At 41.5% G+C, this 23,476-nt stretch carries 24 protein-coding genes and 3 pseudogenes; 6 read left to right on the top strand and 21 right to left on the bottom strand.

The features are described 5' to 3' along the window. Positions 1-228: 228 nt before the first annotated feature. The 6 genes and pseudogenes from BLV33_RS30580 to BLV33_RS02420 all read right to left on the bottom strand — a co-directional run bounded on the left by BLV33_RS30580 (position 229) and on the right by BLV33_RS02420 (position 4,138). Positions 229-501 (bottom strand): DUF2243 domain-containing protein, encoded by a 273-nt coding sequence (locus BLV33_RS30580; protein WP_366414841.1) that lies wholly within the window; start codon positions 499-501, stop codon positions 229-231. Between the two features lie 332 nt (positions 502-833). Next, positions 834-1,301, bottom strand: a complete 468-nt coding sequence (locus tag BLV33_RS02435) for a GNAT family N-acetyltransferase (RefSeq protein WP_090787957.1) — start codon at positions 1,299-1,301, stop codon at positions 834-836. A gap of 183 nt (positions 1,302-1,484) precedes the next feature. Continuing rightward, positions 1,485-2,530, bottom strand: a pseudogene (locus tag BLV33_RS02430) (IS1595 family transposase). Positions 2,531-2,884: 354 nt separating this feature from the next. Further along, positions 2,885-3,187, bottom strand: coding sequence for a CRISPR-associated endonuclease Cas2 (locus tag BLV33_RS02425; protein WP_090787954.1), 303 nt, complete (start codon positions 3,185-3,187; stop codon positions 2,885-2,887). Between the two features lie 25 nt (positions 3,188-3,212). Next, positions 3,213-3,359 (bottom strand): hypothetical protein, encoded by a 147-nt coding sequence (locus BLV33_RS29145; protein WP_171908982.1) that lies wholly within the window; start codon positions 3,357-3,359, stop codon positions 3,213-3,215. A 320-nt stretch (positions 3,360-3,679) separates the two neighbouring features. Continuing rightward, complete coding sequence (locus BLV33_RS02420) at positions 3,680-4,138, bottom strand: hypothetical protein (RefSeq protein ID WP_090787951.1); 459 nt, start codon at positions 4,136-4,138, stop codon at positions 3,680-3,682. A gap of 19 nt (positions 4,139-4,157) precedes the next feature. On the opposite strand from BLV33_RS02420, the gene BLV33_RS02415 reads away from it, so the two are divergent. Further along, on the top strand, positions 4,158-5,621 hold the full coding sequence (locus BLV33_RS02415; protein ID WP_090798601.1) for an IS1182 family transposase: 1,464 nt from the start codon (positions 4,158-4,160) through the stop codon (positions 5,619-5,621). Positions 5,622-6,636: 1,015 nt separating this feature from the next. On the opposite strand, the gene BLV33_RS29140 is transcribed toward BLV33_RS02415, so the two are convergent. The 5 genes from BLV33_RS29140 to BLV33_RS02390 all read right to left on the bottom strand — a co-directional run bounded on the left by BLV33_RS29140 (position 6,637) and on the right by BLV33_RS02390 (position 9,577). Continuing rightward, a complete protein-coding gene (locus BLV33_RS29140; protein ID WP_171908981.1) occupies positions 6,637-6,795 on the bottom strand; it encodes a hypothetical protein in 159 nt (52 codons plus the stop codon). Positions 6,796-6,803: 8 nt separating this feature from the next. Beyond that, positions 6,804-7,535 (bottom strand): S-layer homology domain-containing protein, encoded by a 732-nt coding sequence (locus BLV33_RS02400; protein ID WP_090787944.1) that lies wholly within the window; start codon positions 7,533-7,535, stop codon positions 6,804-6,806. A gap of 478 nt (positions 7,536-8,013) precedes the next feature. Then, positions 8,014-9,063 (bottom strand): NAD(P)-dependent alcohol dehydrogenase, encoded by a 1,050-nt coding sequence (locus BLV33_RS02395; RefSeq protein ID WP_090787942.1) that lies wholly within the window; start codon positions 9,061-9,063, stop codon positions 8,014-8,016. A 67-nt stretch (positions 9,064-9,130) separates the two neighbouring features. Next, on the bottom strand, positions 9,131-9,259 hold the full coding sequence (locus BLV33_RS30380; RefSeq protein ID WP_290439036.1) for a hypothetical protein: 129 nt from the start codon (positions 9,257-9,259) through the stop codon (positions 9,131-9,133). Between the two features lie 114 nt (positions 9,260-9,373). Further along, a complete protein-coding gene (locus BLV33_RS02390; RefSeq protein WP_090787939.1) occupies positions 9,374-9,577 on the bottom strand; it encodes a hypothetical protein in 204 nt (67 codons plus the stop codon). A 652-nt stretch (positions 9,578-10,229) separates the two neighbouring features. Here BLV33_RS02390 and BLV33_RS02385 point away from each other — a divergent pair. The 4 genes and pseudogenes from BLV33_RS02385 to BLV33_RS02370 form a co-directional block, all read left to right on the top strand. Next, positions 10,230-11,208: pseudogene (locus BLV33_RS02385) on the top strand (IS1595 family transposase). A gap of 106 nt (positions 11,209-11,314) precedes the next feature. Further along, on the top strand, positions 11,315-11,962 hold the full coding sequence (locus BLV33_RS02380; protein ID WP_090787936.1) for an HAD family hydrolase: 648 nt from the start codon (positions 11,315-11,317) through the stop codon (positions 11,960-11,962). 323 nt (positions 11,963-12,285) lie between these two features. Next, a complete protein-coding gene (locus BLV33_RS29785; protein WP_090787933.1) occupies positions 12,286-12,702 on the top strand; it encodes a hypothetical protein in 417 nt (138 codons plus the stop codon). 109 nt (positions 12,703-12,811) lie between these two features. Beyond that, a pseudogene (locus BLV33_RS02370) lies at positions 12,812-13,065 on the top strand (MFS transporter); the annotation flags it as partial. A gap of 23 nt (positions 13,066-13,088) precedes the next feature. Here the strand turns inward: BLV33_RS02370 and BLV33_RS30575 are convergent. Then, positions 13,089-13,259 carry a VOC family protein gene (locus BLV33_RS30575; protein ID WP_366414701.1) on the bottom strand — a complete coding sequence of 57 codons (171 nt, stop codon included), beginning with the start codon at positions 13,257-13,259 and terminating at the stop codon, positions 13,089-13,091. Positions 13,260-14,084: 825 nt separating this feature from the next. Here BLV33_RS30575 and BLV33_RS02360 point away from each other — a divergent pair. Further along, positions 14,085-14,444, top strand: a complete 360-nt coding sequence (locus BLV33_RS02360; RefSeq protein ID WP_090787927.1) for a hypothetical protein — start codon at positions 14,085-14,087, stop codon at positions 14,442-14,444. A 560-nt stretch (positions 14,445-15,004) separates the two neighbouring features. On the opposite strand, the gene BLV33_RS02355 is transcribed toward BLV33_RS02360, so the two are convergent. From BLV33_RS02355 to BLV33_RS02315, 9 genes are all read right to left on the bottom strand, one after another. After that, a complete protein-coding gene (locus tag BLV33_RS02355; protein ID WP_090787925.1) occupies positions 15,005-16,273 on the bottom strand; it encodes an IS110 family RNA-guided transposase in 1,269 nt (422 codons plus the stop codon). A 188-nt stretch (positions 16,274-16,461) separates the two neighbouring features. After that, positions 16,462-16,989, bottom strand: coding sequence for a hypothetical protein (locus BLV33_RS02350; protein ID WP_090787922.1), 528 nt, complete (start codon positions 16,987-16,989; stop codon positions 16,462-16,464). A gap of 89 nt (positions 16,990-17,078) precedes the next feature. Further along, entirely contained in the window at positions 17,079-17,633 is a 555-nt protein-coding gene (locus BLV33_RS02345; protein WP_090787919.1) for a manganese efflux pump MntP, read from the bottom strand. Positions 17,634-17,861: 228 nt separating this feature from the next. Continuing rightward, positions 17,862-18,449, bottom strand: a complete 588-nt coding sequence (locus BLV33_RS02340; protein ID WP_090787915.1) for an undecaprenyl-diphosphatase — start codon at positions 18,447-18,449, stop codon at positions 17,862-17,864. A gap of 245 nt (positions 18,450-18,694) precedes the next feature. Further along, positions 18,695-19,522: a hypothetical protein gene (locus BLV33_RS02335; protein WP_090787912.1), complete on the bottom strand. Its 828-nt coding sequence runs from the start codon at positions 19,520-19,522 to the stop codon at positions 18,695-18,697. A 14-nt stretch (positions 19,523-19,536) separates the two neighbouring features. Next, positions 19,537-20,022: an anti-sigma factor family protein gene (locus BLV33_RS02330; protein WP_090787909.1), complete on the bottom strand. Its 486-nt coding sequence runs from the start codon at positions 20,020-20,022 to the stop codon at positions 19,537-19,539. Next, complete coding sequence (locus BLV33_RS02325) at positions 20,022-20,549, bottom strand: RNA polymerase sigma factor (protein WP_090787906.1); 528 nt, start codon at positions 20,547-20,549, stop codon at positions 20,022-20,024. The genes BLV33_RS02330 and BLV33_RS02325 overlap by 1 nt, the downstream gene beginning before the upstream one ends. 40 nt (positions 20,550-20,589) lie before the next feature. Next, positions 20,590-21,882 (bottom strand): bifunctional DedA family/phosphatase PAP2 family protein, encoded by a 1,293-nt coding sequence (locus tag BLV33_RS02320; protein WP_090787903.1) that lies wholly within the window; start codon positions 21,880-21,882, stop codon positions 20,590-20,592. A gap of 786 nt (positions 21,883-22,668) precedes the next feature. Further along, positions 22,669-23,400, bottom strand: a complete 732-nt coding sequence (locus BLV33_RS02315; RefSeq protein WP_090787899.1) for a class I SAM-dependent methyltransferase — start codon at positions 23,398-23,400, stop codon at positions 22,669-22,671. Positions 23,401-23,476: the final 76 nt, after the last annotated feature.

Here is a 23,476-nt window from a genome sequence, read left to right as displayed (position 1 = left end):
TGAATTAACGAAGCCTTTTATAATAAGGGTTATCTGTTAAATACAGGTTAACCTAAGACGTTAGTCAATAGGCTATTGCGTAACTCGTTGTTTTGTTTCAGCACTTATTCTTGTGCTAGAATAAGTACCGCTGAAAGGCAGCAATCCATAATTGGATATAAGCTATAATTCTCCGCTAGCGCAATAACCGGCTGTCGCCGCGACATGTTGCGCGCCATATTCATTTCATCAAGAACTTATATTATTACCATTAGCCTTGATACTATTTTGCTTTATTTCCCTACGTAATCCCTGCCAAAACAAAAGTAAGCCAAAACAAACGAATATCGGTTCTAATACATTAGCTTCTGGACCGTTAGTTATACGGTGTAACTTAAATATCCAATGAAACACAAGGATGTCAAAGCTTAAAAACAAACCTGTCGCGACTACAAAGCCATTGAAGAAAGAAGGACTAAAAAACCGCCGAAATACCTCCATAAAAATCAGCAATACAACAATTCCAAAAAATACTGCACCAATTCTATCAATCGCTTTTGAGTTAGTGAACCCAAAGGCATGCGCATCAAAGATATGCAGATCTTCATAAGTAATTATTGCGCCGGTAATAACTCCTAGAAGTCTTTTCAGTTTAATTACACCCCTACTTTTTAATCTGCTTCCATTTTATCATTTTTTAAAGAAAGGCTCTGTTTTCGTTTAATGTTGATTTTTGACTGAAAGAAAACCGCCAACTGAAAAGGTGGTTAATCTAACTATCGTTTTCCATCGTAATAACCAACACCTTTATTGTGATTCAAGTTAGCGAATATTCCACTTTAGAGAGAGCAGTATTACAATCCTTCGACGGTTCTGGAATTTTCCTCTACAATCACAGACATGTAAACGTCTATAAGATCCTCACTTTCAACTTTAAAACCAAACCGTTCATAAAGACGTCTAGCAGAGCTTCCTTGTAGGACATTTAATGTTACACGTTTTCCTTTTACATAATTTTGTTCAAGCAGATTTTTTAATACTTGACTGCCGACCCCTTTACCTTGGTAATTGGGATGAATATAAAAATGTTCCAATAAATAACCATCTAATGTCGGTTTAAAAGCTATGCAGCCAACAAAAGAAGAATCTGCCTCGATGATCCAAGTATGAACTGAGTCAAATGCATTACGGAAGCGTTGCCGAACTTTCTCTTCATCAAACCTTCCTAACCTAGTTAAATCATTACGTAGTACAATTGCCCGTAAATTAGCAATTGTCTCAACATCGGAATTTTGGGATTGGCGAAGAGTAATCTGTTTCATCTAACGTAACAACTCCTTATTCTATTTAAAGACAACAGAAGGGTTGAGCCCCCCTTAAAATCATTGAAATCATTTATTCTAAAGCCATTATGACCTTTGGCATCTTATAGCGGTTTAATCAGGCGTATCTATATGTACACATTTGTACCGCAGATATTAACATTGATCTATCTGCCAGTTAGTTTAGGAGGAAAAAGATGTTCTGCGAAGATTGGTGTTTGTCTCATGTACAGTAAACAGGCAAGAGGTGACCAGCATATTTTTCTTATTCGACGTTGTGTTCTCATATTCCTTGCTGTTAAGTAACGGAACCAAGCCAGATAATGTTGTAAATACTTGGTTGCTACACCATTAAAGCGGTAAATCCAGCGTTTCAACCGACTATGATAGTTGTTTACATTCTGAATGTGGTAAACTCCTTTAACACGTTGTTTCCCATCCGACTTGAAGCGGTAATGGGCTAATCCTTTCGTATTCGCATAGGAACTGAATGCCCTCCATGAATCGGTACAAAGTACGTTTGATTCGGTTAAATGACAGCCGATAGCCTCATCCAATTTAGCTTTCCGAATACGTCCACGTCCAAGAACGCCAGAGAAAGTCATCTTTTGACGGTCACGAGCCACCAATACACATATTTGGTCGTTACTGATGCCACGATATTTAGCTTTGCCACCACGTTTACGGGACTTGCGGTCAGCGATAGTCCGTTTGCCTTTTTCAGAGAACAAGAAATAGGTCTCATCCATTTCGACGATGCCCTGGAATGTTTCGGTTGGAATTTGTTTCAGAGCGGCAAGAATCTTATGCCTCCAGTAAAACAGGGTTACATGAGTTACCTCATCATGCAACAGTTCGGCACATTTCCTCAGTGAAAAACCCTCAATCATACATTCGATGAATCGAACCCAAAGGTGAGGTCTTCTGGTGCGTTGAAGAGGGGTGTTGGTGAGGTCGTTGAAGGTTTGACGGCAGGATTTACAGCGGTAACGTTGCCGTTTGACCTCCCCAGTACGTGTCTTAATAACGTATTTTCCAAACCGCACAACTGAATGATTGTTGCAATGCGGACAAACAAGCCCATCTTTATGCTTTTGTTCCTGGATTTCATCAATTGCACGATTTGGAGCCGCTAAGCTTTTCGTTCGAGATTGCAAAAAGTATATAAGTTCTTGCTTACAACTATCGTCTAAAGCGTCAGCGAGCTTCTTCAATTCCTTTAAATCCATAAGTAAATCATCTCCGAACTATGATTATACCCACAATTATAGATCATTTGTTCGTATATATCAAATATCAACATTAAGAATTAACATAGCCTAAAGAAAAGCGGCAGGAGTTAATTCACCGATGAATCACCAAACAAAAATATGGTAATTTGTTTTTATTGATTCCTACAGTTCCAAACAATAATGCTCCTGCTAAAGCGACACTTGCGATAATCTTTTTCATTGCTATATTTGTGTATAAAAAACCACTAACCTTTTTTCGGATTAGTGGTCAAGTTAAGTATTTGTCAGAGGTACTAGTGTGAGACTCACTATGTACATGGGTTCAACTCCTGTTCTTCTAATGAATCTTATTTAGTTTGCTTTAAAAAGTCCAACGAATTTATTCCAAGAACGGTTAATCAAGTTAATTACTTTGATGGGAACATTGTAAGAAGCATAGGCATCAAATCGAGCAATAAACAAGCTATCATAATTATCAATGAAAGGCTTTAATCTCTCTCGAATCTGAACTTCATTAAGGCTAGTGTAAACAATCCAGTTAGAATACTGAACTTTTTCAACTTCACCTAATGATTGAATAGCCATTATTACACGAAAGTAATCATTACGTGGCTCATTGCCTTTTAGATCGTAAAGAATAAGGTAAGTGTTCATCGACGTAAACTCCTTTCAGATGTAATTACTTCTTTTTGTTTGCTCTAGATTGAGATAATACAGAACCAGCCAATGATTTGGTAGTTTTGCTAGTTCTACCATCGTTCAAAGCTTTTGAAGCAACAGAAGACATACGATCAGATGATACTTTACGTGAGCTAGATTTAGCCATGTTAGAGTCCTCCTTTCAAAAGTGTTGTTAGCACTCTGTGAAGATTAGTGCTAAATGCTTTACGAGATTCATAATACAATGGATGGTAAAATAATGCAATGAATTTCAACAAAATAATTCAAAATAAATACAATATATAGTGTTTCGACATAATTCGATGCAACTATATGTAGTGTTTTTGTCGAAATATGGTGGAAAATATGCAACCCAAATCATAGCATCTTCAAGTGTACAATAGGGGTCTGTCGAGGACAGAACAAAAAGCGTTTTCTCTGCTCCAGATACTATCTCACCCATATTTTCAGGAATAGGAAAAAAAGTCACGGGCGCTGCCAATCGGATTTGTCGAGGACAACTTTATAAGGAAGCTTCCTGGCACTTCTGATTATTTCTTGTGGGGGTTTAACTATTGATGGGTATGGCAAATGAAAGAACGGTGGATTAGAGATATCTTGCGGCACATCCGGCTCCAAACGTTTAAGCCGTTCTGTTAATTTATTTGCATCCTGCGGTTTTTCCGAATGAGTGAAAGCAGCAACTGGAAGCAGATACAGGGATATTGAAAGCAATAAAGGCAACAGCCGCGGCATTTGGATCACCTTCCGATTTTTGGATACCTTTATTTTCCCTTCTAATACAAGAAATAAACAAAAAGAACGCCCTTCAGGAGAGCACTGCAAAACGAATACAATATTTGTAAAGTGGAACCCAGTGCCGTATAGGTGCTGGGTTTTCTGCATTTTGGTATAATAAAAGAAAAAAGAAAGAGTGAAAAGCATGCTACACTCTGCCAAACAAATGACTGCCTCGTTTCATGCAGAATTATATAAACTCATTCCAGAAGCCCACTTGCTTCGTAAGATTCATGAGGTTGTGGATTTTTCTTTTGTCCATGAACTTGTTCGATCCTCCTATTGCGAATATTATGGAAGACCTGCAAACGAACCCGAATTGTTGTTTCGTTTATTGTTTCTGCAGATTCTCTATGGATTATCTGATGAACGGATGATACAAGACGCGCAAGTGAATCTGGCTTACAAATGGTTCGTTGGTTTGAATCCCGAGGAGGCTCTTCCGGATTCCTCGCAGCTTTCTCGGTTTCGCAATCATCGCTTAGGGGCAAGTCAAATCGACGAATTGTTGAAGGTGATCGTAAAACAATGCATTGAAAAAGGATTGATTAAATCCAAGTCGTTAATCGTGGACTCCACCCATTCCCTAGCAGCGAGTCAAAAACAAAGAGCATTAGATGTTTTACGAGATGCGGCGAAGCGACTATTACGAACCGTCATCAAAAAGCATCCCAAGCTCGAGAAAAAACTACCGCGTAAACCCGAGCTTCAAAAAGACCAACCAGATGCTGAAAAGGTGATGCTGCATTATCTGGCTCAACTCGGTGAATCGGTCGAAACGTTTCTTCCTGATCATGAGGGTGCCATTTCCGAAAAACTACAGATAGCTAAACAAATTGTTGAGGATGAACGCCTACTTGCAAACAAAGGGATTATGTCCGCCATTGATCCAGAAGCACGATTCGGATGGAAGAGCAATACAAAATCTTTTTTTGGCTACAAGAACCACATTGCTATGACAGAAGAAGAGATAATTACAGCCGTTGAAGTGACAGGTGGGAGTAACGATGATGGAAAACAATTGTCAAATTTAATTAAACAATCCTTAGAAGCAGGATTGGAAGTGAAAGAAATCCTTGCAGATACGGCCTATTCCGGGAAAGAAAATTTGTCTGAGTTAAAAGAAAAAGAGATTCAAGCGATTATTCCACTTAATCCAATTGTACATACGGGTGGCTTAAAGCAAGAAGGATTTGAGTATAACAAAGACGCTGACTTCGTCCTTTGTCCAGCAGGAGAACATAGCACCCGAAAAGCTATTCAGGGAAGTAAGAAATCAGGACATAGTCGTTCATTGGTATTCTACTTCGACATAGAAAAGTGCAAGACATGTCCGCTCCGAGAAGGTTGTTACAAACCTGAATCAAAGAGCAAGACGTATTCCATTCGGATCGTCGCAGATCAATACAAGGATCACATGGCATTCGAGAAGAGTGAATCGTTTAAAGAACGAATGAAACGACGACCGATTATTGAACATAAAAATGCCGAATTAAAGAGACATCATGGACTGACCAAGGCGAAATACCGTGGTCTATTCCGAATGCGAATACAGACCCTGCTCACGATATTTGTGGTAAACGTCAAAAGAATGATAAAGCTAATAAACAAAATGCAGCCAGTCTCATAAAGAGAATAGCTGCATTTTTTAGGTAAAAATCTTATTTGCTCCTATTACTTAAATCCGAATTCCCAAGAAAGCTAAAAACAAGCTTTTTGCAGTGCTCTCCTTCAGCGCCTTTTGCTCTTCAATGTTATTGGACTCTCTAGCGAAAGCTGATGTTTTACTTGATATTGGCAAGATCATTTCGGATGAATCGTAGGCAACTTCGTTTCAGAGTTGGTTATCTATGGCTTCCAACAATCCGCCGTAGCGGATCCTAGATCATGCCATTTTTCTTTTCGATATTGAAATCTATCCAGCACTTCCAACGAAATAATATTCACTATCATACCTTCAACATATGGAGTAGGAACATCATCCCAACACTCATAAAAACCATTCTGTTTGTAATACGCATAGGCATAAAACTCATACCAAACAATCTTATGCCATGGATATATCTGCAATAAGTCATGAGGGCTAATTTCCAAACCATAACAATCCTTTAAATACCGTGAAACATAATCAGACGTATTTTTTTGGGTTATACTCAATTCTTTTTCACCACCAAACTAGAACGTTAGTTCTTATAGTATATGAAGTGGATTTATTTTCATCAACTTTTGATTGAATGACTGTAAATAAATCCATATTTATGCAATAATGGAACATATCATTTTTTAAAAGGAGAAACAATGCCAAAACAACGCCAGCTACTAGAACCTCCAGACTTTGAACGGATGCGTGTATTTCAGCAGCCAATCTCAATCTTTTTACAAGGTGAGCTAATTGGTCAAAATGTAATAATTCAATCTTATAATGATGTATGTGTGTTAAGCACCACTGGAGAACGATACATGAAGGCAAATTGTAAATTCCTTAGTAAGGGATAAATCTAATGGCACACCACACCACTCTAAGCAGCAATATTGAATTTCATACAAAAGAAAGCTACCGTTACGTTCAAACGGCGGCTCCCGGTTACGCCAGCGGAAGATTTATGAAAAAGAAAAATAAGCCCCACCAAACTTGGTGGGGTTAGCTATATAGCTATATTAGTTGCAATCAATTTTTCAAGCGATTCCCGCTGAGCTGGTTTAATATCAATCACATTTCGGGTACTCTTCACTTTGGCTTCAGCTTCATCCATTGTCATCGCGTCATTTAATTCAATAAGTGTGTTCCCTCGGATTATTACCACTAGCTCTCTCATTTAATATATCCATTGTGAACGGAATTTAAGTAGCCGAGTAATCCCTCATTTTGCGGAAAGTTGGAGTCATGAGTAAAAGAAGTAAGCAGTGTTGCAGCTTCCGCGCGGGTCAACGGTACATCCGGACGGAATGTATGATCGTCGTATCCATGGATCCAGCGATAATAAAATAACTTCTCAACAAATGAAATTCCCCAAGGCTGAATGGTTGAACGATCTTCAATTCCTGGAATACTCTCATGAGGTTGGGGAAGTGAACTAAGACGATCTGTTCGAGCCATCATAGCAATAGCTTCAAGCCTGGTAATCGTTCGATTAGGATAAAACATTCTCCTGCCGGACGAGAATTCCCCATCGATCAGTCCAGCGGATGAGCCGCGATCAATGTACGGCTTTGACCAAGGTTCAGTAGGGACGTCTGTGAAAATTAGTGATTGCTGCTTAGCTTCCGATTTTGCAGTCATTACGAGCATCTTTAGAAATTCCTGTCTAGTTACAAGCTGATCCGGTTGAAACGATCCTACGGTGCGTCCCTCAATAATTCCGAAACCGTGCAATCGTTCAATATCGTCATGCGCCCAGTGAGATTGAGGCACATCACTAAAAGAATCATTCCGATTGATAAGAATATCTCGGCTGATCATCCTTTGATTATCCGAATTTGGTCGGCTCGTAAAAATGGTGATGTTATGCGGTCCATCCTTCAACGGTTCCACATTCAAAAACAAGGAATATTCCTGCCATCCATTTACTCCCCTGGCGCCGCTGTAAGCCGCTCCATCTATCAGGACACCAACTTTGGCATTTTGATCGATGTTTAGGCTAATTTTGATTTCTCCGCCAACTATCGTACATCCATAAGTTAACCTGCTTTGCTGGGCAAATGATCTTTCACGCTTATACTCATCGTTCGTTAAATCAACAAGAGAAACGAAGACATGAAGATCACTTTTCTCAATTCCATAATTCTATCTTTTATATCATCACGTTGTTTCATCAATTCATCGATACTATCGAACGACATGAAACACTTCAGCATCACAGTTGTTGTATTGATAATCATTTGATTAATGACAACATACTACATTTAGATTACTTGTTACGTTGGACATATCACGATTTCATCTACCTAAACGGTTACAGTGCGCTAATCGAAGAGGCACACCAGTATAGGCGTGCCCCGTATTATTTAGCTAGGATTATTCGTTATTCATTCTCCATCGTGCTGATGTCGATTACAAATCGATAACGGACATCCGAAGCTAGTACCCGCTCCCAAGCTTCATCAATCTGTTTGGCGGAAATAACCTCGATCTCAGAAGCTATTTTATGTTCAGCACAGAAGTCAAGCATTTCCTGCGTTTCACGAATTCCACCAATCATGGATCCAGCAAACGAGCGACGATGAGGGATCAGTGAGAATACCTGAACCGGCAACGGTTCCGCTGGTGCACCGACGTTGACCAATGTACCGTCCAGCGCCAGTAACGAAAGATAGGCATTAATATCGATCTTCGCGCTCACAGTATTTATGATGAGGTCGAACGAACCTGCAAGTTTCTTAAACGTCTCTGGATCGCTCGTGGCATAATAATGGTCCGCGCCAAGCTGCAAACCGTCTTCTTTCTTTTTTAATGTTTGTGATAAAACCGTAACATCTGCCCCCATGGTATGAGCGAGCTTCACAGCCATGTGTCCAAGCCCGCCAAGTCCAATAACAGCTATTTTCTTACCAGGGGCAGCTCCCCAATGGCGCAGCGGCGAGTACGTTGTTATGCCGGCACACAAAAGCGGCGCAGCGACGTCAAGCTCCATACCATCAGGAATTCGAACCACGAAATCTTCCGTTACGACGATGCGTGTGGAATAACCGCCCTGCGTATATTGCCCGTACCTGTCGATAGCTGCATAGGTGCCCGTATTTCCACTAAGGCAATATTGCTCCTCTCCTCTTTTGCAGTTAACGCACTCCCCGCAGGAGTCAACCATGCAGCCCACCCCAACTCGGTCACCAACGGCATATTTTTTGACTTCCGAACCAACCTGAGTGACAATTCCAGCAATCTCGTGTCCTGGAACGAGAGGATAGTTTACCGGTCCCCAATCGCCGCGAGCGGTATGTATATCGGAGTGGCAAATACCCGCATATTTAATCTCAATAAGGACATCATGCGGCTTAAGATCCCTGCGCTCTATCGTGGTCAGTTTGAACGGACCTTCCGGACTAAATACAGCACGTGCATTAGTAGTAATCATAGTCTAACCTCCTACCGGAATGAGCCCATATCACAGGCAATACGGCACTGGTGACGTTCATTGGACCTTAGAGATTGGTCGTGATTTGACATTGGATTTGCTCTTGGATCAGCACCTCGAAGTAACCTCCATAGAAGCTTCTGGCATTGTTAACTAATACGTCTATGCCGCCAAATCCGTCAACAGCCAACTTCACTGCAGCCTCAGCATCCCCGAAGGTCTCGTGACATCCAGTCCCTCCTGCCTAAGTTTGCTTGGCACCTTCCGATTAATTGCATGTTTGGATGCCATTGTTTAGATAATGCTGCGATTAGTCTTGCTGGGCATGCGCTTGAATGAGTAGCTGTTGTTGCTGCGCATTGTTTTGTGCAGCTGCTGGTGAAATACCCGATTGCTGCTGCGCGTATTGGATCAGCTCGTTGCACTCTTGGATCACCTGACTCCAGTTGTTATTGGAGCAAGCATTTTGGATCTCCTGGCACTGTTGCTGCCAGCTTTGAACTGCTGTCCCCATGTTGTCCCCTCCTTTTTTTACGTCTGGCTGTTTCAACAAAGAATAGGATAGACTATACTGGCATCTTTTATGCGCATATCTGATTATGTTCGAATACTTAATTAGGGCAACGCCGCACCACACATTATGGAATGAGTTTCGATATCCTGTTGAATTCTCCACCCTTTTAATTACTGTATCGTCTCTCGCATTATTTGGTGTTTACTTTGATAAATGTTTGTTCATTGGGGTAAACAAATTAATTTAAGGTTTTGCCTTTCGATAATGGCGAGATACCCTGCATGTTATTCCGTTGAGACATGGGAGTGAAAACCTCCAGGGGCGGCGGTGTTGAGAATGCGTGCCGTAAATGGAATAAATTGGGTTAGCTATCTTTCACTCTATTTCCGCCTGCTTTTATGTCGCCGAACTCTAGTCTAGCTCGTCTAAGGTATCTATGTCGTTTAACTCATATAGTGTAGCAGTAGTTACTTGGCTTTTTGTAACGTCTTAATTAATTGGCTTTGTTAAACTTTGTTGTTGATATTTGATAATTACGAACAAATGTTCTATATTAAAGGTAATATCACTATTCGGAGATGGTTTACCCATGGATTTAAAGGAACTGAAAAAGCTTGCTGATACGCTAGACGATAATGGTAAGCGAGAGCTTATCCACTTTTTGCAGTCACAAACCAAAGGAGTTGCGGTTCCTGTTCGAGCGATTGATGAGATTCAAGAGCGAAAACATAAAGATGGGCTTGCCCGCATTGCAAAAACTATTCTGTCGTGCGATTTGGAAAGTACACTGTAAAAACACGCACTGGGAGGTTAAACGTCAACGTTACCGTTGTAAGTCTTGTCGCCAAACGTTCAATGACCTTACAAACACCCCTCTGCAACGAACGAGGAGACCTCATATTTGGGTTCGTTTTATTGAATGCATGATTGAGGGCTTTTCTCTGAGAAAATGTGCAGAGCAGTTAAACGATGAAGTCACCCATGTCACCTTGTTTTACTGGCGGCATAAGATTCTCTCTGCTCTAAAACAGATTCCAACCGAAGCATTTCAAGATATTGTTGAGATGGATGAGACTTACTTTCTGTACTCGGAAAAAGGCAAGCGAAATATCACCGAACGCAAGCCACGTAAACGTGGCGGCAAAGCTAAATATCGTGGTATAAGCCACGATCAAGTGTGCGTACTGGTTGCTCGTGATCGTCAGAAAATGACGTACTCTGGCGTTCTTGGACGTGGGCGAATTCGGACAACGAAATTGGATGAGGCGATTGGTGGTCATTTATCCGACTCAAACGTGCTATGCACTGATTCGTGGCGGGCATTCAGTTCCTATGCAAATTCAAAAGGCTTGGCTCATTACCGCTTCAAGTCCGACGGAAAACAACGTGTGAAAGGCGTGTACCATATCCAAAACGTAAACAGCTACCACAGCCGCTTAAAGAAATGGATGGATCGCTTTAATGGTGTTGCAACGAAGTATTTACAGCACTATTTAGCTTGGTTTCGGTACTTAGACAGCAAGGAGTATGAGAATACCGCATCGAATAAGAAAAATATGTTGGTCAAATCGTGCCTGTTTACTGTGACCGATACGAATACCAAACTTCGGCTTTCTGCTTATTTTTGCTAAGCTAACTGGCAGTATTCTATAAAAGTAGTTGTTCTTAAATAAGGGGTCAGGATATAATTGGGAATAGCTTGAGAAAAGTTGAGATGAGAGAGGGAGCTGAGTTGAGATGAGCAGATTTAAAGGTGTTTTTTTTGATTTGGACGGTACCTTAATTGATAGTGAGGGACTGGGTACCGAAGCGTATAATTACGGGATTCAAAAAGTATTAAATCGAGAAATGAATGAAACTGAAAAACAATTCTTACTCGGAAAACCGTTTAAGGCTTTAGATATTGTATTCCCTTTTTTATCATCTTCTGAAAAAGAAGAGATTATTGAAGAAACATTAGTCTATTATAGAAAATATAATCATCTAATTGAAGAATATCCTGGTATTCGGGAAATGCTTAAAATCCTCCATGAAACTGGGTTTAAACTTGGGATTGTTACTTCTAAATTAAAACAAAATGCAGAGACCGAATTACGAAACATTGGGCTGTTTTCTTTCTTTGAGGTAGTTTTGGCTAAGGAAGATTGCCTTGATTTTAAACCAAGTCCTGTTCCTTTACTTCAATTAGCTGAAAAACTTAATATACAACCAGATCAGTGTTTGTATGTTGGAGACCAGCCGACAGATATACAAGCCACACACGCCGCAAACATGACGAGCGTTGCGGCTCTTTGGGGGGAAGGCAAACTTGAAAGGCTTTCCCCACTAAACCCAACATTTTTATTTAATGAACCAAACCAGTTAATTGAAGTATTATTAAACTAACGAAGACGATAGTTCAATAAACCGCCTTTTCAACCAAGGCGGTTTTCTTATGGTCAAATATCAACATTAGAATTTAACATAGCCAATTAATTAGAAATACGGAGCCTGAAATCTGAACTGCATGGCTCTGTTTTTAATGTTCCATATTATGAATTGAATGTGCGCAGCGACACAAAAACCGATTTGTTTCATAATTATTTACAAAAATAAGTAAGTTATTATAGACCTAAATCAAGCCTATTTTACTTCAAACAACGAACGGATTATGACAAAAATCATACTATACATAGTCAAATGACCATATTATGAACGGAGGAGAATATATGAATAGTCAACCATTTAGAAGCTTTGGAGGAGGTATGCCTCTTGGTGGTATGCCCTTTGGTGGTATGCCCTCTGGTGGTATGCCCTTTGGTGGTATGCCCTCTGGTGGTATGCCTTTTGGTGGTATGCCTTTTGGTGGTATGCCTTTTGGTGGTATGCCTTTTGGTGGTATGCCTTTTGGTGGTATGCCTTTTGGTGGTATGCCTTTCGGTGGTATGCCTTTTGGTGGTATGCCCTTTGATGGTAGCCCATTTGGTGGTATGCCCTTTGGTGGTATGCCCTTTGGTGGTATGCCCTTTGGTGGTATGCCCTCTGGTGGTATGCCCTCTGGTGGTATGCCCTCTGGTGGTATGCCCTCTGGTGGTATGCCCTCTGGTAGACAGGAATACTTTACCACAAGTACCACGGACAACTAACCTTAACCTTGTCTGGCACTCTATGTTAAAACAAAAGCCAGGGTGCAAAATTCCCTGGCTTTTTTCGTCGAGAATATATGTAACATCAAAAATAGTTATCGTTTTATACGTCCGCGGCTTCACGCCACTTCAGTCGGGATTGATGTTGATGTTTCTACCTGGAGGCATACTCATGGGGATTATGTCTCCCGTGACCGGTTGGGTGTTCGATAAAATCGGCGCGAAATGGCTTGCAATAAAAGGGCTGCTCATCACTGTTGTAACTACCTATAAGTTGACACAGCTGCATATCGAACCGTCCTTTTCTTTTGTGACTTGGGTCTACACGTTCAGCTGGTCGGTATGTCAATCCTTATGATGCCGTTTTTAGTAAGTGGCTACTTTTGTTAGAATCCATTATGTTGCAGAAGATCCAGACGATTTCCGTAGAGATCTTCAAATACAACCTCAATCCCCCAAGGTACCTGTTTCGGCTCACCGAAAAATTTAACCCCTTTTGACTTCATAGCATTATATTCGCGATAGCAATCGTCTGCATCACAGAATGTCGCGCCCATTATGGGTAGCACTTATGGGAGATTAATCCTTTTTGACTGGTTGCACCAGCCTTACCTTTATTTTTTGAAGAAAGTTGCTTAAGTACCACCCAACTCCATAAGGATCAATCAGAGGCTCAGCCTTTTTTTAAAAAGTGTTTTTCCTTGGTCTACTTTAATTTGCTCTTTTTTAAGATTTCGAGCTTTTTTATTTTCATGGGAGCTGAACGGGACATATGTACAAATGGACATTTACACAAAAGTGGGTGTTTTGTATTAATATCATTTTTTATTTACTTGTTACATGCCGAGCCCACTACTGCGGTAGCCTGCCAAAACGTTCTAAACAAACAGAAAAGCCCTATTTTACCACTTTAAACTTTACCGTCGAACAATAAAACTCGACCCCTTTAAAATATATAATTAAGATCCACAGTCTGCTGCTTCCGTGAACCATCTCTAGCACAAAAAACGGCTCTGTTCGCATCCATGCGAAAGAGCCGTTCTCTGTTTTTCCTGATATGTCGGTTTTGTTATTTTGTGCGAGTATTCTTACAGGCGTGATTTTAGAACCTGACATATGAATATAACGCGTAATGTGCATCACTTGAACAAAAATATGTGTCTTTCAATCTGACATTTGTCCAACCATAATAGATGCCATCTAAATATAATAAACTAGCTGCTAGGGTATTGCATCTAGGAGATAGAAGATGAATCAGGTGACAACAACCGCTGCGATCTTGGTCCTCTTCATTCTGTTATTAATTATCAGCCGTTCGTTAAGATGGTAATTCCCCTCTTTTACCGGACTGCCGGAATCCTGAGAAAAGCGAGGTGAAATTAATGGCAACCCAAAAAACACAACTTAAAAAAGCAAAAGCTGTTCAAACGAAGGTAACCCCAAAAAAACAACTTAAAAAGGCAAAAGCTGTTCAAACGAAGGCAACCCAAAAAAAACAACTTAAAAAGGCAAAAGCTGTTCAAACGAAGGCAACCCCAAAAAAACAACTTAAAAAGGCAAAAGCTGTTCAAACGAAGGCTTTTACACCATTCGGATTCGAGTCACCACGATTCGAGCGATTTGAGGAACGATTTGAGCCCTTCTTTTTTGAGCGTTTCGAGCCGCGTTTCGAGTCGCCTAGATTTGAGCGATTCGAGGAATTTTTCGAGCGTCCGTTCTTCTTTCCAAGAAGGTTCTTTTAATAAAATAATTTTTCTTATTGCTATCTTGATTCTTTTTATACTTCTGGTAATTATCACACGTACAATCATGGGTTATTAAGTTAAAGTAATGTCACGGTCAAAAGAACGCCGAGCGGTTGGCGTTCTTTTGACCTCCTACATATGTACAAAATGATGAGCCCCTGAATAAGTTCCTCCACTCCCTCGGTACGATTCAATTTTCTCACGCATGCTCGCTTATTCGCAGGATTTCACCCTTGTCAAAATAATGAAAGTTAGGAATCGAGCCACCGTTATAGACCCTGGCAACATGAAGGCGCACTGAAATAGAGGATGAAGTTAATATCCCATATATTTCCATATACTGCACGCATTCTCCACGCCGCCCCTGGTGGCTATCACTCCCATGTCTCAACGGGTCTTAGCCCTTTCATTCCTTCGTTACGCCTTTCCAAGGGGTGGAGGCCGGTCTTGCTATCGTTACGGGTCATTGCCCTTTGGTGGAATATACCCGGTACTCCGTGCTTTCTTTGAAATCCTGCGAATAAGCCAATCGATGTGCAACGAAACAGGTATTACAGTTATGCAGCTTTTAGAGGTAGTGCTTTATGTGGGATGTAAGCTTGGCCAGTACGTGCCATGCCGACTAAGATTCGAGCCAACTTACCACATAACTTCATGATGGACCTCATTTTTTTCATTTTCTTTACGTGTACATTGTGTGCATGAATTGACCGAAACTCTGGATTATTCCTCACGAGACTCAGGGTCATCATGAATATGAAGCGTCGAAGGCGAGATCGTCCACGTTTGCTTATCTTCATTTGTCCAACCCATTTACCTGAACTTGCTTCCGCTAGATTGAGACCGGCATGACGCAGCAGGGTATTACCGTGTATAAAACCACTCAAATCTCCGGCCTCACCAATAATACCGGCTACAGAAATGGCGCTAACTCCTTTGATGGCAAGCATAAACTTAGCGAAGGGAATGCGCTCTAATACGGAAACCATCTCTTGCTCGACATCCTGTAGCTGGCTCAAAGCAAGATCGTACTCTGCGAGTAATTGCTTCAAGTGAAGCTTGTAGGCATGCGCAGCTTGTTTGGAACCGACTGAGCTTCCAGCCAGCGAGATCAGGGCCCGAGCTTTTCGCTCACCGCAGTGCCGCTTCATAAGTGACTTCCATCCTTGAATCAATTCCTTTGGCTGTAATTTGCTGAGCTCTTCCGGTGTAGGAAAGAGACGAAGTGTGGTTAAGGAACCGGCACACATCAATTTCTTAAAAACTTGACGCAGCTCAGGAAAAACAACGTCAACCCAGCGATGAATTTGGTTTTTCGCACTTACCATACGCTTAACCACAAAGTCCCGGTTCGAGACTAAAACACGGAGCTCTTCAAACGCTTCAGGTGTGCTACGTGTGAATGAGTAATACCCGTTTTTCACCATGTCGGCGATGACAAGCGCATCCTTTTTGTCGCTTTTTGAGGGCGTATTGTCACGGTTTTCTTTATTCTTTTTCACTAGATGCGGATTCACCAAAACAACTTCAAACTGTCGTTCTGCAAGCCATCTGGATATGTTGAGCCAGTAGTGTCCGGTCGGTTCCATACCTACGATTGCTGCAGTTAATTTGTGATCGGTCTGCAACCGCTGGATCCATTGCAGGAGTTGCTGAAAACCTTCCTCGTCATTAGAAAATGACAAGGGATTGCCGATCACGATACCGCGAAAGTTTACGGCACGTGCGACATGCAGTTGCTGCGCGATGTCGATCCCGACGACCAAATGATGAGTGGTAATCTTTTCAATGAGTTGATTTTGTTTGGCTTGCGATTTAAACTTCATAGTAGAGCGCCTCCTGGATGATGGGATTTTAAGGGCTATGACCCGTTTCGTACTCCCATCGTACCGAGGCGCTCGTTTTTTTGCAAAGCTTAAAATTAACGCTCTACAGGAATGCTATCGTATCCGATAGTTGAACAAAATCTTTTCAAAACACCACATTACCGTTTCCAGTTAATTAACGTTTGTTTTCAAGAAGAGACACTAATATTATTGTTGCTTTCTAACCTTCTTGCGATGTGCTGCCCAATCAAAATTAACCAAACAATCATCCAAATCGATAATGGGGCTAAAACAACCGGCGGCGCAAAATGAGCGATGAACGAATAACCACCAAGATTTACCGCAGTCAGCAATCCGAATATACGAATAGTGCCTCGAGAGGTCCAGGAAGCTGTTGCAAACCAAACGGCAGCTGAAATATGTCCTCCATAGCGTAACGAAATATAGATGGCAGGATCAACACCATTTAGAGCCATAATATCTGTTGCCATATCTATGACAATCCAACCATAACCCGCCGCTTTACTCCACTGTGGTGCTGGTAGTGCTGCAATAACCGGAAGCATAATCATATGCTCGGCTACAGCTAGAATTGCACCAAACATTGTTCCGTCTTGAACCCCTTTGGAAATTGACTGAGGAAGAAAAAAGAACACAAACCTGATAAAAAATAAGATTGCTGCTGCAAATGCTGGAAAAGACCGATTATTACCCAAAATTGAACACCCCTTTGAAATATAGTCCCTTTTCATTACAAATTAACTTTTCAAATCGACGAATCTATTTTAAAAGTTTTTCTTAAAAATTAAAGTTTGAATAATGACTCGATAATAATCCACAAGCCAAGCAACCCTAATACTGTGCCGGCAATTTTCTCGGACCATTCGCCCATATATGGTTTGAATCTCGAACCAAAAGTCAATCCCAAAAAAGTAAAAAAGAAAGCTTGGAGTGCAATAAGAAAAATTGTAAGTGCCACGGGTACGCCTACAAGTCCAATGGAGAACCCAACCGCTAGTTCATCTAAAGAGATGCTTACAGCGGTCATGATAAGTGTCCAGCCGATTAAATTACGTTCCAGTTTTTCCTCTTCTTCGTCTTCATCTTCAAAAAATATCAGCCAGATTGCAACTCCAATTAATAATAACCCTCCTATTAGAGATGCCCAATTTCCGATAAGCTGCCCTACCCCTTTTCCGATGAAAAGCCCAATTAGCGGCATAATTGCCTCGGCACAGGCGAAGACAATGGCAATTTTCCATTTTCCTTTGGTTTTGATGACACCCAGTGATGTGGAAATCAATAATGTATCTATCCCTAACGATAAAACCAAAACAAGCATCTTTAATAAAGTCGGCATCAAAATCCCCCAAAGTCATTTTTATTTTTATAATATCAAAACACTAACTGTTTTAGTTGTTTTTTGTATAATGCAACCTTCATAGATATTTTAACTCGTTTTCCGTTAGTACAATAAAATCTTAGCAATCAAACAAAAGCAGATCGCTGTCTAGCGGCTCTGCTCTGTCACTGTTCTACCTTCGTTGTTTGTCAAACAAAAAAGTTATCTCTACGGAATAGCTTCCTGTTAAGGTTTCCACACTCTGTGTTCGATATTTTCGTACAGACGAATAAGGGATTCTGATAACTTTTTAAACCAATTCCAGGAACCAATCCATTTGCCAATCAGTACCGAACAGAGAATACCCAAAATTTCCCCTCCTATGATATCACTCGGATAATGAACCCCAGACCAAATACGGGAAAAGGAAATGGCTGCGGCAATAACGAACCATATCCAACCATCTTTTCTACGCCACAGCCAAATAGATGCTGCGACCGCAAAAGATGCCGCCGCGTGATTGCTTGGAAAAGAGGCAGATGCCTCATGTTGGATTAATTGAATCACATGATGATGAATAAACGGGCGATCGCGATGATAAATGGCTCCTATTACTCCATTGACTCCTAAAGCCAGGGAAGCGGACAGTAAAGCATGAAAAACCATCCGGCGATTCGATTCTGTTCGAGTGAACCAATAGATCACGACCCCTACGTAGAATAGGTAATCCAAATTCACCGCTGAAAAAGCCATTAAAGGATTGAAAGAGGGATAGACGTCGGCAAGGTGATTAATCTTTTGAAACCATTGATAGTCTAATTGTGAAATGTCCATTATACGATTCCTTTCATTTTCGAGCTAACCCTAAACTCTAATAATATGTCCTAAACTTTTATCAAAATAAGTCGGCATTCCCTTCAATCAGCCCGATCGCACCAACCTGCACATGAAAAACGGCAGTTAAATAAAGTGGCAAGATCGGGACAATCATTTGATTGGATAGATCGGTAAATTGATTAAAATTACTGGATTCATTGCATTTGGCTTAGAATTCACACACATCCCCCATCTCCGGTCATTTAGACTTTTCTCCTTCTCCTTAACTTCTCAACGAGCCATATGGTGGTAATGCCAAGAGAAAACAGTAGCATCAATAACAGGATGATGCCACCAACGAATGGGATATTTACCGAAGCCATGAGAACAAAAGCCCCTATAGCCGCTACGATCCATCCCGCTTTTCCTGATGCATCTTGAAATCTTTCACCTAAGAAATGACTGAGAGCCGTTAATCCAAAAGCGAACGAAACAATCACAATCAAGCCGACGAGCAAGATCAAGGGAATCCCAATTACAGTAAGCAGTAACAGGATGGTCACCGCCGCGAGTATTAAACCGCTGAAAAAGCCGGTATATAGTATTCGTCCTGGAGGAACTTCCCGATACTGTTCAACAAAGTCAGCCGTGCCCTTCTTACCGAACACAAACATCAAAATCGGGACCAAAAGCATCATCAAGCTTCCAGCTAACTGGACGACCCATATACCAAGAACAAGCCCTCCACCAATCAAAAGGCTGTTTTTTGTGGCATCATCAAAAGAGATATTGATGACGTCGTTTGTAATGACTGCCCCCGTGTCCTGCTCAAGTGTTCCGCCTATGATCAAAACGAATCCATCGATATGTGCTGAAGAATGAATGTGGGCATTTCCATTAATGATAATAATGGAGCTGTTAACTGTGCCTAAAATATCTGCATCCCCTCCAATGATAACAACATCATCCACCGTTTGATTGGCTGGTATAACGGTGTTTTGGTGTTCAAAAATACTCTTTGCCATGGCGGAAGAGGAAAGAAACAAAAAGGAAAGCAAAAAAATCAGGACTGAATATTTTGCTATTCTCAAACGGTTCATCCCCTTTAATTGGTCGTTGTTCTGAGCAGCCGTCGCAAGGAAAAGCTTGCGACAACAAGAACAAAAATTGAAAATAAAATCGTGGCTGCCAGTAATGTAGGTAATGAGGTAACAACGCTGGATAACACGTAAGTCAAAGCCACCAAAATTTTGATTACCCAAGACGATAATTTTAAAAATAAAGCTCCAACAACGAGTCCTATTCCGATGAAACACACGATTGCTGCTGCCGGCAGTGCGAACCATACTTTGGTTAGGGATGGTGACGCCGTTTTATTTTCAATCGTTTTAAGTACACGCTGTTCGAAATCAAATGGAGCATCAATCGCCAAATAGTTTTTTATCACCTGAAGCTGCATTTCCCGAAGTTCGTCCAACAGTGATTGGCACTGATCACAAGAGCCTAGATGTTCCTCTATGCGCATCCGGTCATTCGCACTCAGCTCGTTATCGATATAAGCGGATAACAGATCGTCAGGATGGTTTGCCATTACTCATCACCTTTTTTCATTTCATTTCGCAAAGCAAGCCGAGCGGCGTTCAAACGGGATTTTACTGTACCCAGAGGGATAGTCAAAATTTCTGCCATCTCGTCATATCGATAACCTTGAACATCGTGAAGCAATATGACTTCCCGATGATCAGGGGTGAGTTGTTTCATCGCTTCTTCAATGGTGAGCCGAAGATGATTGTCCTCAACTCGTTTTGTTGCCATTTGTTGGAGCAATTCAGTTGATAATGTTCGTTCTCTCCCCAGTTTCTTTAACCGATCCCTACATAAATTCGTAACGATCCGGAAGATCCAAGCAGAAAAAGCATACTCGTTATCAAGACGGGACAGAGAATAATATGCTTTGAGAAAAGCTTCTTGCGCTACATCTTCCGCTTCCATCCGATTACCTAACACACCATAGGCATGGCGGTAAATGTGACCTTTATACCGTTTGATCAATTCGGCAAAAGCTTTTTTCTCTCCTTGCTTCGCCTCGCGAATTAATCGGTAAAGTTCTTCATCCACACATTGTCAGCCCCCCTACTGTAGAAGCGTAAAGCGGAAATTATGTCCCCAATCCTTGTTTCCGCATTATTCGTAGAACTTCTAACAGAGTCACATTTAAACTGAGCCAAGCTCCGCCAAATACGTAGCCAGCGGCGACATCGCTCGGATACTGAACGTTGAAGAATATTCGGCTGATTCCTACAAATAAACAGAGGATAACAACCAACAGCGTTGCTGCTACGCGAACTTTCACGTTTCCGTAGTGTCGGACGAACAAATACGCCGCGAAACCACAAACCGTAAGCGACAGCAAGGTTTGTTCGCTGGGAAATGTATAAGGGAACTGATTACCTACGGCTATCGGTCCCGCTCGATGAAACAGCAAGCGAAGTGCTTCATCCAGCAATTCCCCACCGATGATTACAAATGCAAAGCAACTGAGTTCAAGCAGTCGGTCTTTTCCCTTAAATAGGATCCAAAATGCTGTTACGAAAATAACAGGGGTAAACACGTAATAGGAACCAAGAAGAGCGAAAAAGTTCATCGAAGAAGTCCAACTTGGATCAAACACTTGGTGAATGATGTAGGATGCGACCTCATCAAATTGAGCGTTCTCTTTTGCTAAGAAGTCCTGGATCAAGCCGATGATTAGCGATATAAACAATACAAATACGGCAAAAGCAGCGAGTAGCAAGAACCTGACTTTGCCCGTCGATTCAAACCGCTGTACCCCTCTTTGTACACTGCTGACAATCCAATCTTTGATTTGATTCTTATATTTTCGGTACGTATAAACCAATATAAAAATAACCGCTGCAATGATACCGCCAATAATCATATATCGGTTTATCGTGTGATGGTATTGCTCCCATTTAGGTCCTAGAACTTTGCCTAGCGAAATAAAAACGCTCACCCAAAAGAAAGCCCCTGTGTATGCAAAAATCGCAAATTTGCGAAACGAAATACGTGTTGTTCCCGAAAAGTACCCTGTAATATGCCGGACGCCAGGAATAAAGTAAGCTATGACCAGCATATTATTTCCGTACTTTTCAAACCAGCGTGACACTTTATCCAGCTTATCCGGTCCCATATGAATGCGCACACCGTACTTTTCGAAGAAAAGGGGTCCTAACCGAAACCCGATCCAATACGATATCGTCATCCCGATAGATGCGCCCATCCCCGCCGATAGAATGCTTAGCAACCATCCAAGCTTTCCTTGGAAAACAAGCAGCCCGGCATAGCTCATCAGAACTTCGCCAGGAAGCGGCAGGGCAAGCATCTCCAGCACGAAAGAACAAAAGAGAACCCAATATCCGTAATGCTCCAGCCAGTTTGTTAAAAACCCCATTACGCTATGCCCCCTCTCGTTTTATTTTACACGTGAATGGAAAAAAGTAACCCTTGACCGATCAAGGGTCACTTCAAATCAATGAAACCGCACCCCAAGCTAAGATAAGTACGATGCAGACCATAATAATTGTGGCTCGTTGCATCACGGACTCGATCATTCTTTTCAATTTGATGTTCCTCTCATTTCTCTATTTATAAAAGGACTTCGGATTCGCCCCTATTGTTCATTTCATATTTATTTTTTTATCCATCTTGTTAACAGCCATATTTTTTTGTAAACGTATAAATGACTTGGCGTTTTCTTTGATTGATAGCTATAGACTTAGTGAGTCCACTAAAATACCTTGGTACACAGTTAGCGCTGTTTCCTTTTTTTTCTCGCCCTATCAATAAAACGAAAGAGGAGCTGCCATCGGCAAGCTCCTCCTCAACTATCTTTTTCCGTTAGTGCAAAACCTTTTACAATTTATTATTCCATCCACGGAGCTTAATGTAATTGTAGGTCGGTATTACCGCACACAATATTATTAGGACTGCCAGCAGGAATTTCATATAGCTCAACCCTCCAGTTGATGATTATCCCGAACCAGATACAATAAATATACACTAAGGCGATAATTATTTCCAATTTTTGTTACTTAACAATCCTGCCCGTTAACTGAGAAGGTTCTATCCATTGTAGTTGGCAGTCTTCTCCTGATGTTTATTGAGCTATAGTTCTCCGTTAGCTTAACGAAGTAATACAGTGTCCTTAGGTCTTCAAACTGCCCTGATGAATGTTTCTTTAGCCCGGACAGCGAGCGATGAATACGAATTCTAGTCCAGGGCGATCTGGTGCATTTCGAATATCCTCGACAGGTAAATTAGTGACGCATAAGGAGTCAATAATTTCGGACTGACTCCGGAACCTCAGTGTCGAGTCCGAGCTTATTACTACCCCGTCCCTTTGGAACACGAATGTCTGACGGAACGTAACTAAAGGCAGCTGCACATCCAGCAGATCCACCCACTTCTCTACCTTTCCGATTTCTGGCGCTTCAATCACCTGATAGGACTGACCGCGGTTCCAGTCCTTCCACGCTTCCTTTGAAGGGTCCCGAACCTCGAATACAAGCCGTCCACCAGGTCGAATAACATCACGACATACACGAAGTGTTGACATCCACTCTTCGTCAGTTACAAAGACTTGTGCTACGTTTCCGGTCATCGTGACTAGATCCGCTTGCAATCCAGCGAGCATTGCAGCCGTTCCATGAATCCATTTGACCCGATCGGCATATGCCTTACGGGTTGCAACTTTGAGCGAGGCATCTGCTGGATCGATCCCAATCACTTCCTTACTTAGTGCAGCAAGTCGACAAGCAAGGATGCCGGTTCCACAACCAATATCAATTACGGATTTAGCACCGAATTCGTCTGTCATTGCAATGTACGGGTCAAGATCTGGACGTTCCTCTGAATCAAAAAAATCGTAAACATCTGCAAGTCGCGGCTCTTCAAATATCCTGTCAGCCATGTCTATGTACCCTCCTTTATATTGTTTTCAAAAATCCTCCCCGTGTTCATCCCAGTGTAAATTGTATCGCATATTC

It is taken from the genome of Paenibacillus sp. GP183 (assembly GCF_900104695.1).
Lineage (GTDB): Bacteria > Bacillota > Bacilli > Paenibacillales > NBRC-103111 > Paenibacillus_AI.
This window is presented reverse-complemented; position numbering and strand designations above follow the sequence as displayed.

Bases quoted from the DNA above. Each gene is read 5' to 3' on its own strand.
- BLV33_RS02425 (WP_090787954.1), bottom strand. From the start codon at position 3,187: ATGAACACTTACCTTATTCTTTACGATCTAAAAGGCAATGAGCCACGT.
- BLV33_RS02340 (WP_090787915.1), bottom strand. From the start codon at position 18,449: ATGGACATTTCACAATTAGACTATCAATGGTTTCAAAAGATTAATCAC.
- BLV33_RS02355 (WP_090787925.1), bottom strand. From the start codon at position 16,273: ATGAAGTTTAAATCGCAAGCCAAACAAAATCAACTCATTGAAAAGATT.
- BLV33_RS02360 (WP_090787927.1), top strand. From the start codon at position 14,085: ATGGCAACCCAAAAAACACAACTTAAAAAAGCAAAAGCTGTTCAAACG.
- BLV33_RS02420 (WP_090787951.1), bottom strand. From the start codon at position 4,138: ATGCTTTTCACTCTTTCTTTTTTCTTTTATTATACCAAAATGCAGAAA.
- BLV33_RS02320 (WP_090787903.1), bottom strand. From the start codon at position 21,882: ATGGGGTTTTTAACAAACTGGCTGGAGCATTACGGATATTGGGTTCTC.
- BLV33_RS02345 (WP_090787919.1), bottom strand. From the start codon at position 17,633: ATGCCGACTTTATTAAAGATGCTTGTTTTGGTTTTATCGTTAGGGATA.
- BLV33_RS29145 (WP_171908982.1), bottom strand. From the start codon at position 3,359: ATGGCTAAATCTAGCTCACGTAAAGTATCATCTGATCGTATGTCTTCT.
- BLV33_RS30575 (WP_366414701.1), bottom strand. From the start codon at position 13,259: ATGGGCGCGACATTCTGTGATGCAGACGATTGCTATCGCGAATATAAT.
- BLV33_RS02435 (WP_090787957.1), bottom strand. From the start codon at position 1,301: ATGAAACAGATTACTCTTCGCCAATCCCAAAATTCCGATGTTGAGACA.
- BLV33_RS29785 (WP_090787933.1), top strand. From the start codon at position 12,286: ATGAATAGTCAACCATTTAGAAGCTTTGGAGGAGGTATGCCTCTTGGT.
- BLV33_RS02395 (WP_090787942.1), bottom strand. From the start codon at position 9,063: ATGATTACTACTAATGCACGTGCTGTATTTAGTCCGGAAGGTCCGTTC.
- BLV33_RS02390 (WP_090787939.1), bottom strand. From the start codon at position 9,577: ATGGGGACAGCAGTTCAAAGCTGGCAGCAACAGTGCCAGGAGATCCAA.
- BLV33_RS02315 (WP_090787899.1), bottom strand. From the start codon at position 23,400: ATGGCTGACAGGATATTTGAAGAGCCGCGACTTGCAGATGTTTACGAT.
- BLV33_RS02330 (WP_090787909.1), bottom strand. From the start codon at position 20,022: ATGGCAAACCATCCTGACGATCTGTTATCCGCTTATATCGATAACGAG.
- BLV33_RS02415 (WP_090798601.1), top strand. From the start codon at position 4,158: ATGACTGCCTCGTTTCATGCAGAATTATATAAACTCATTCCAGAAGCC.
- BLV33_RS02380 (WP_090787936.1), top strand. From the start codon at position 11,315: ATGAGCAGATTTAAAGGTGTTTTTTTTGATTTGGACGGTACCTTAATT.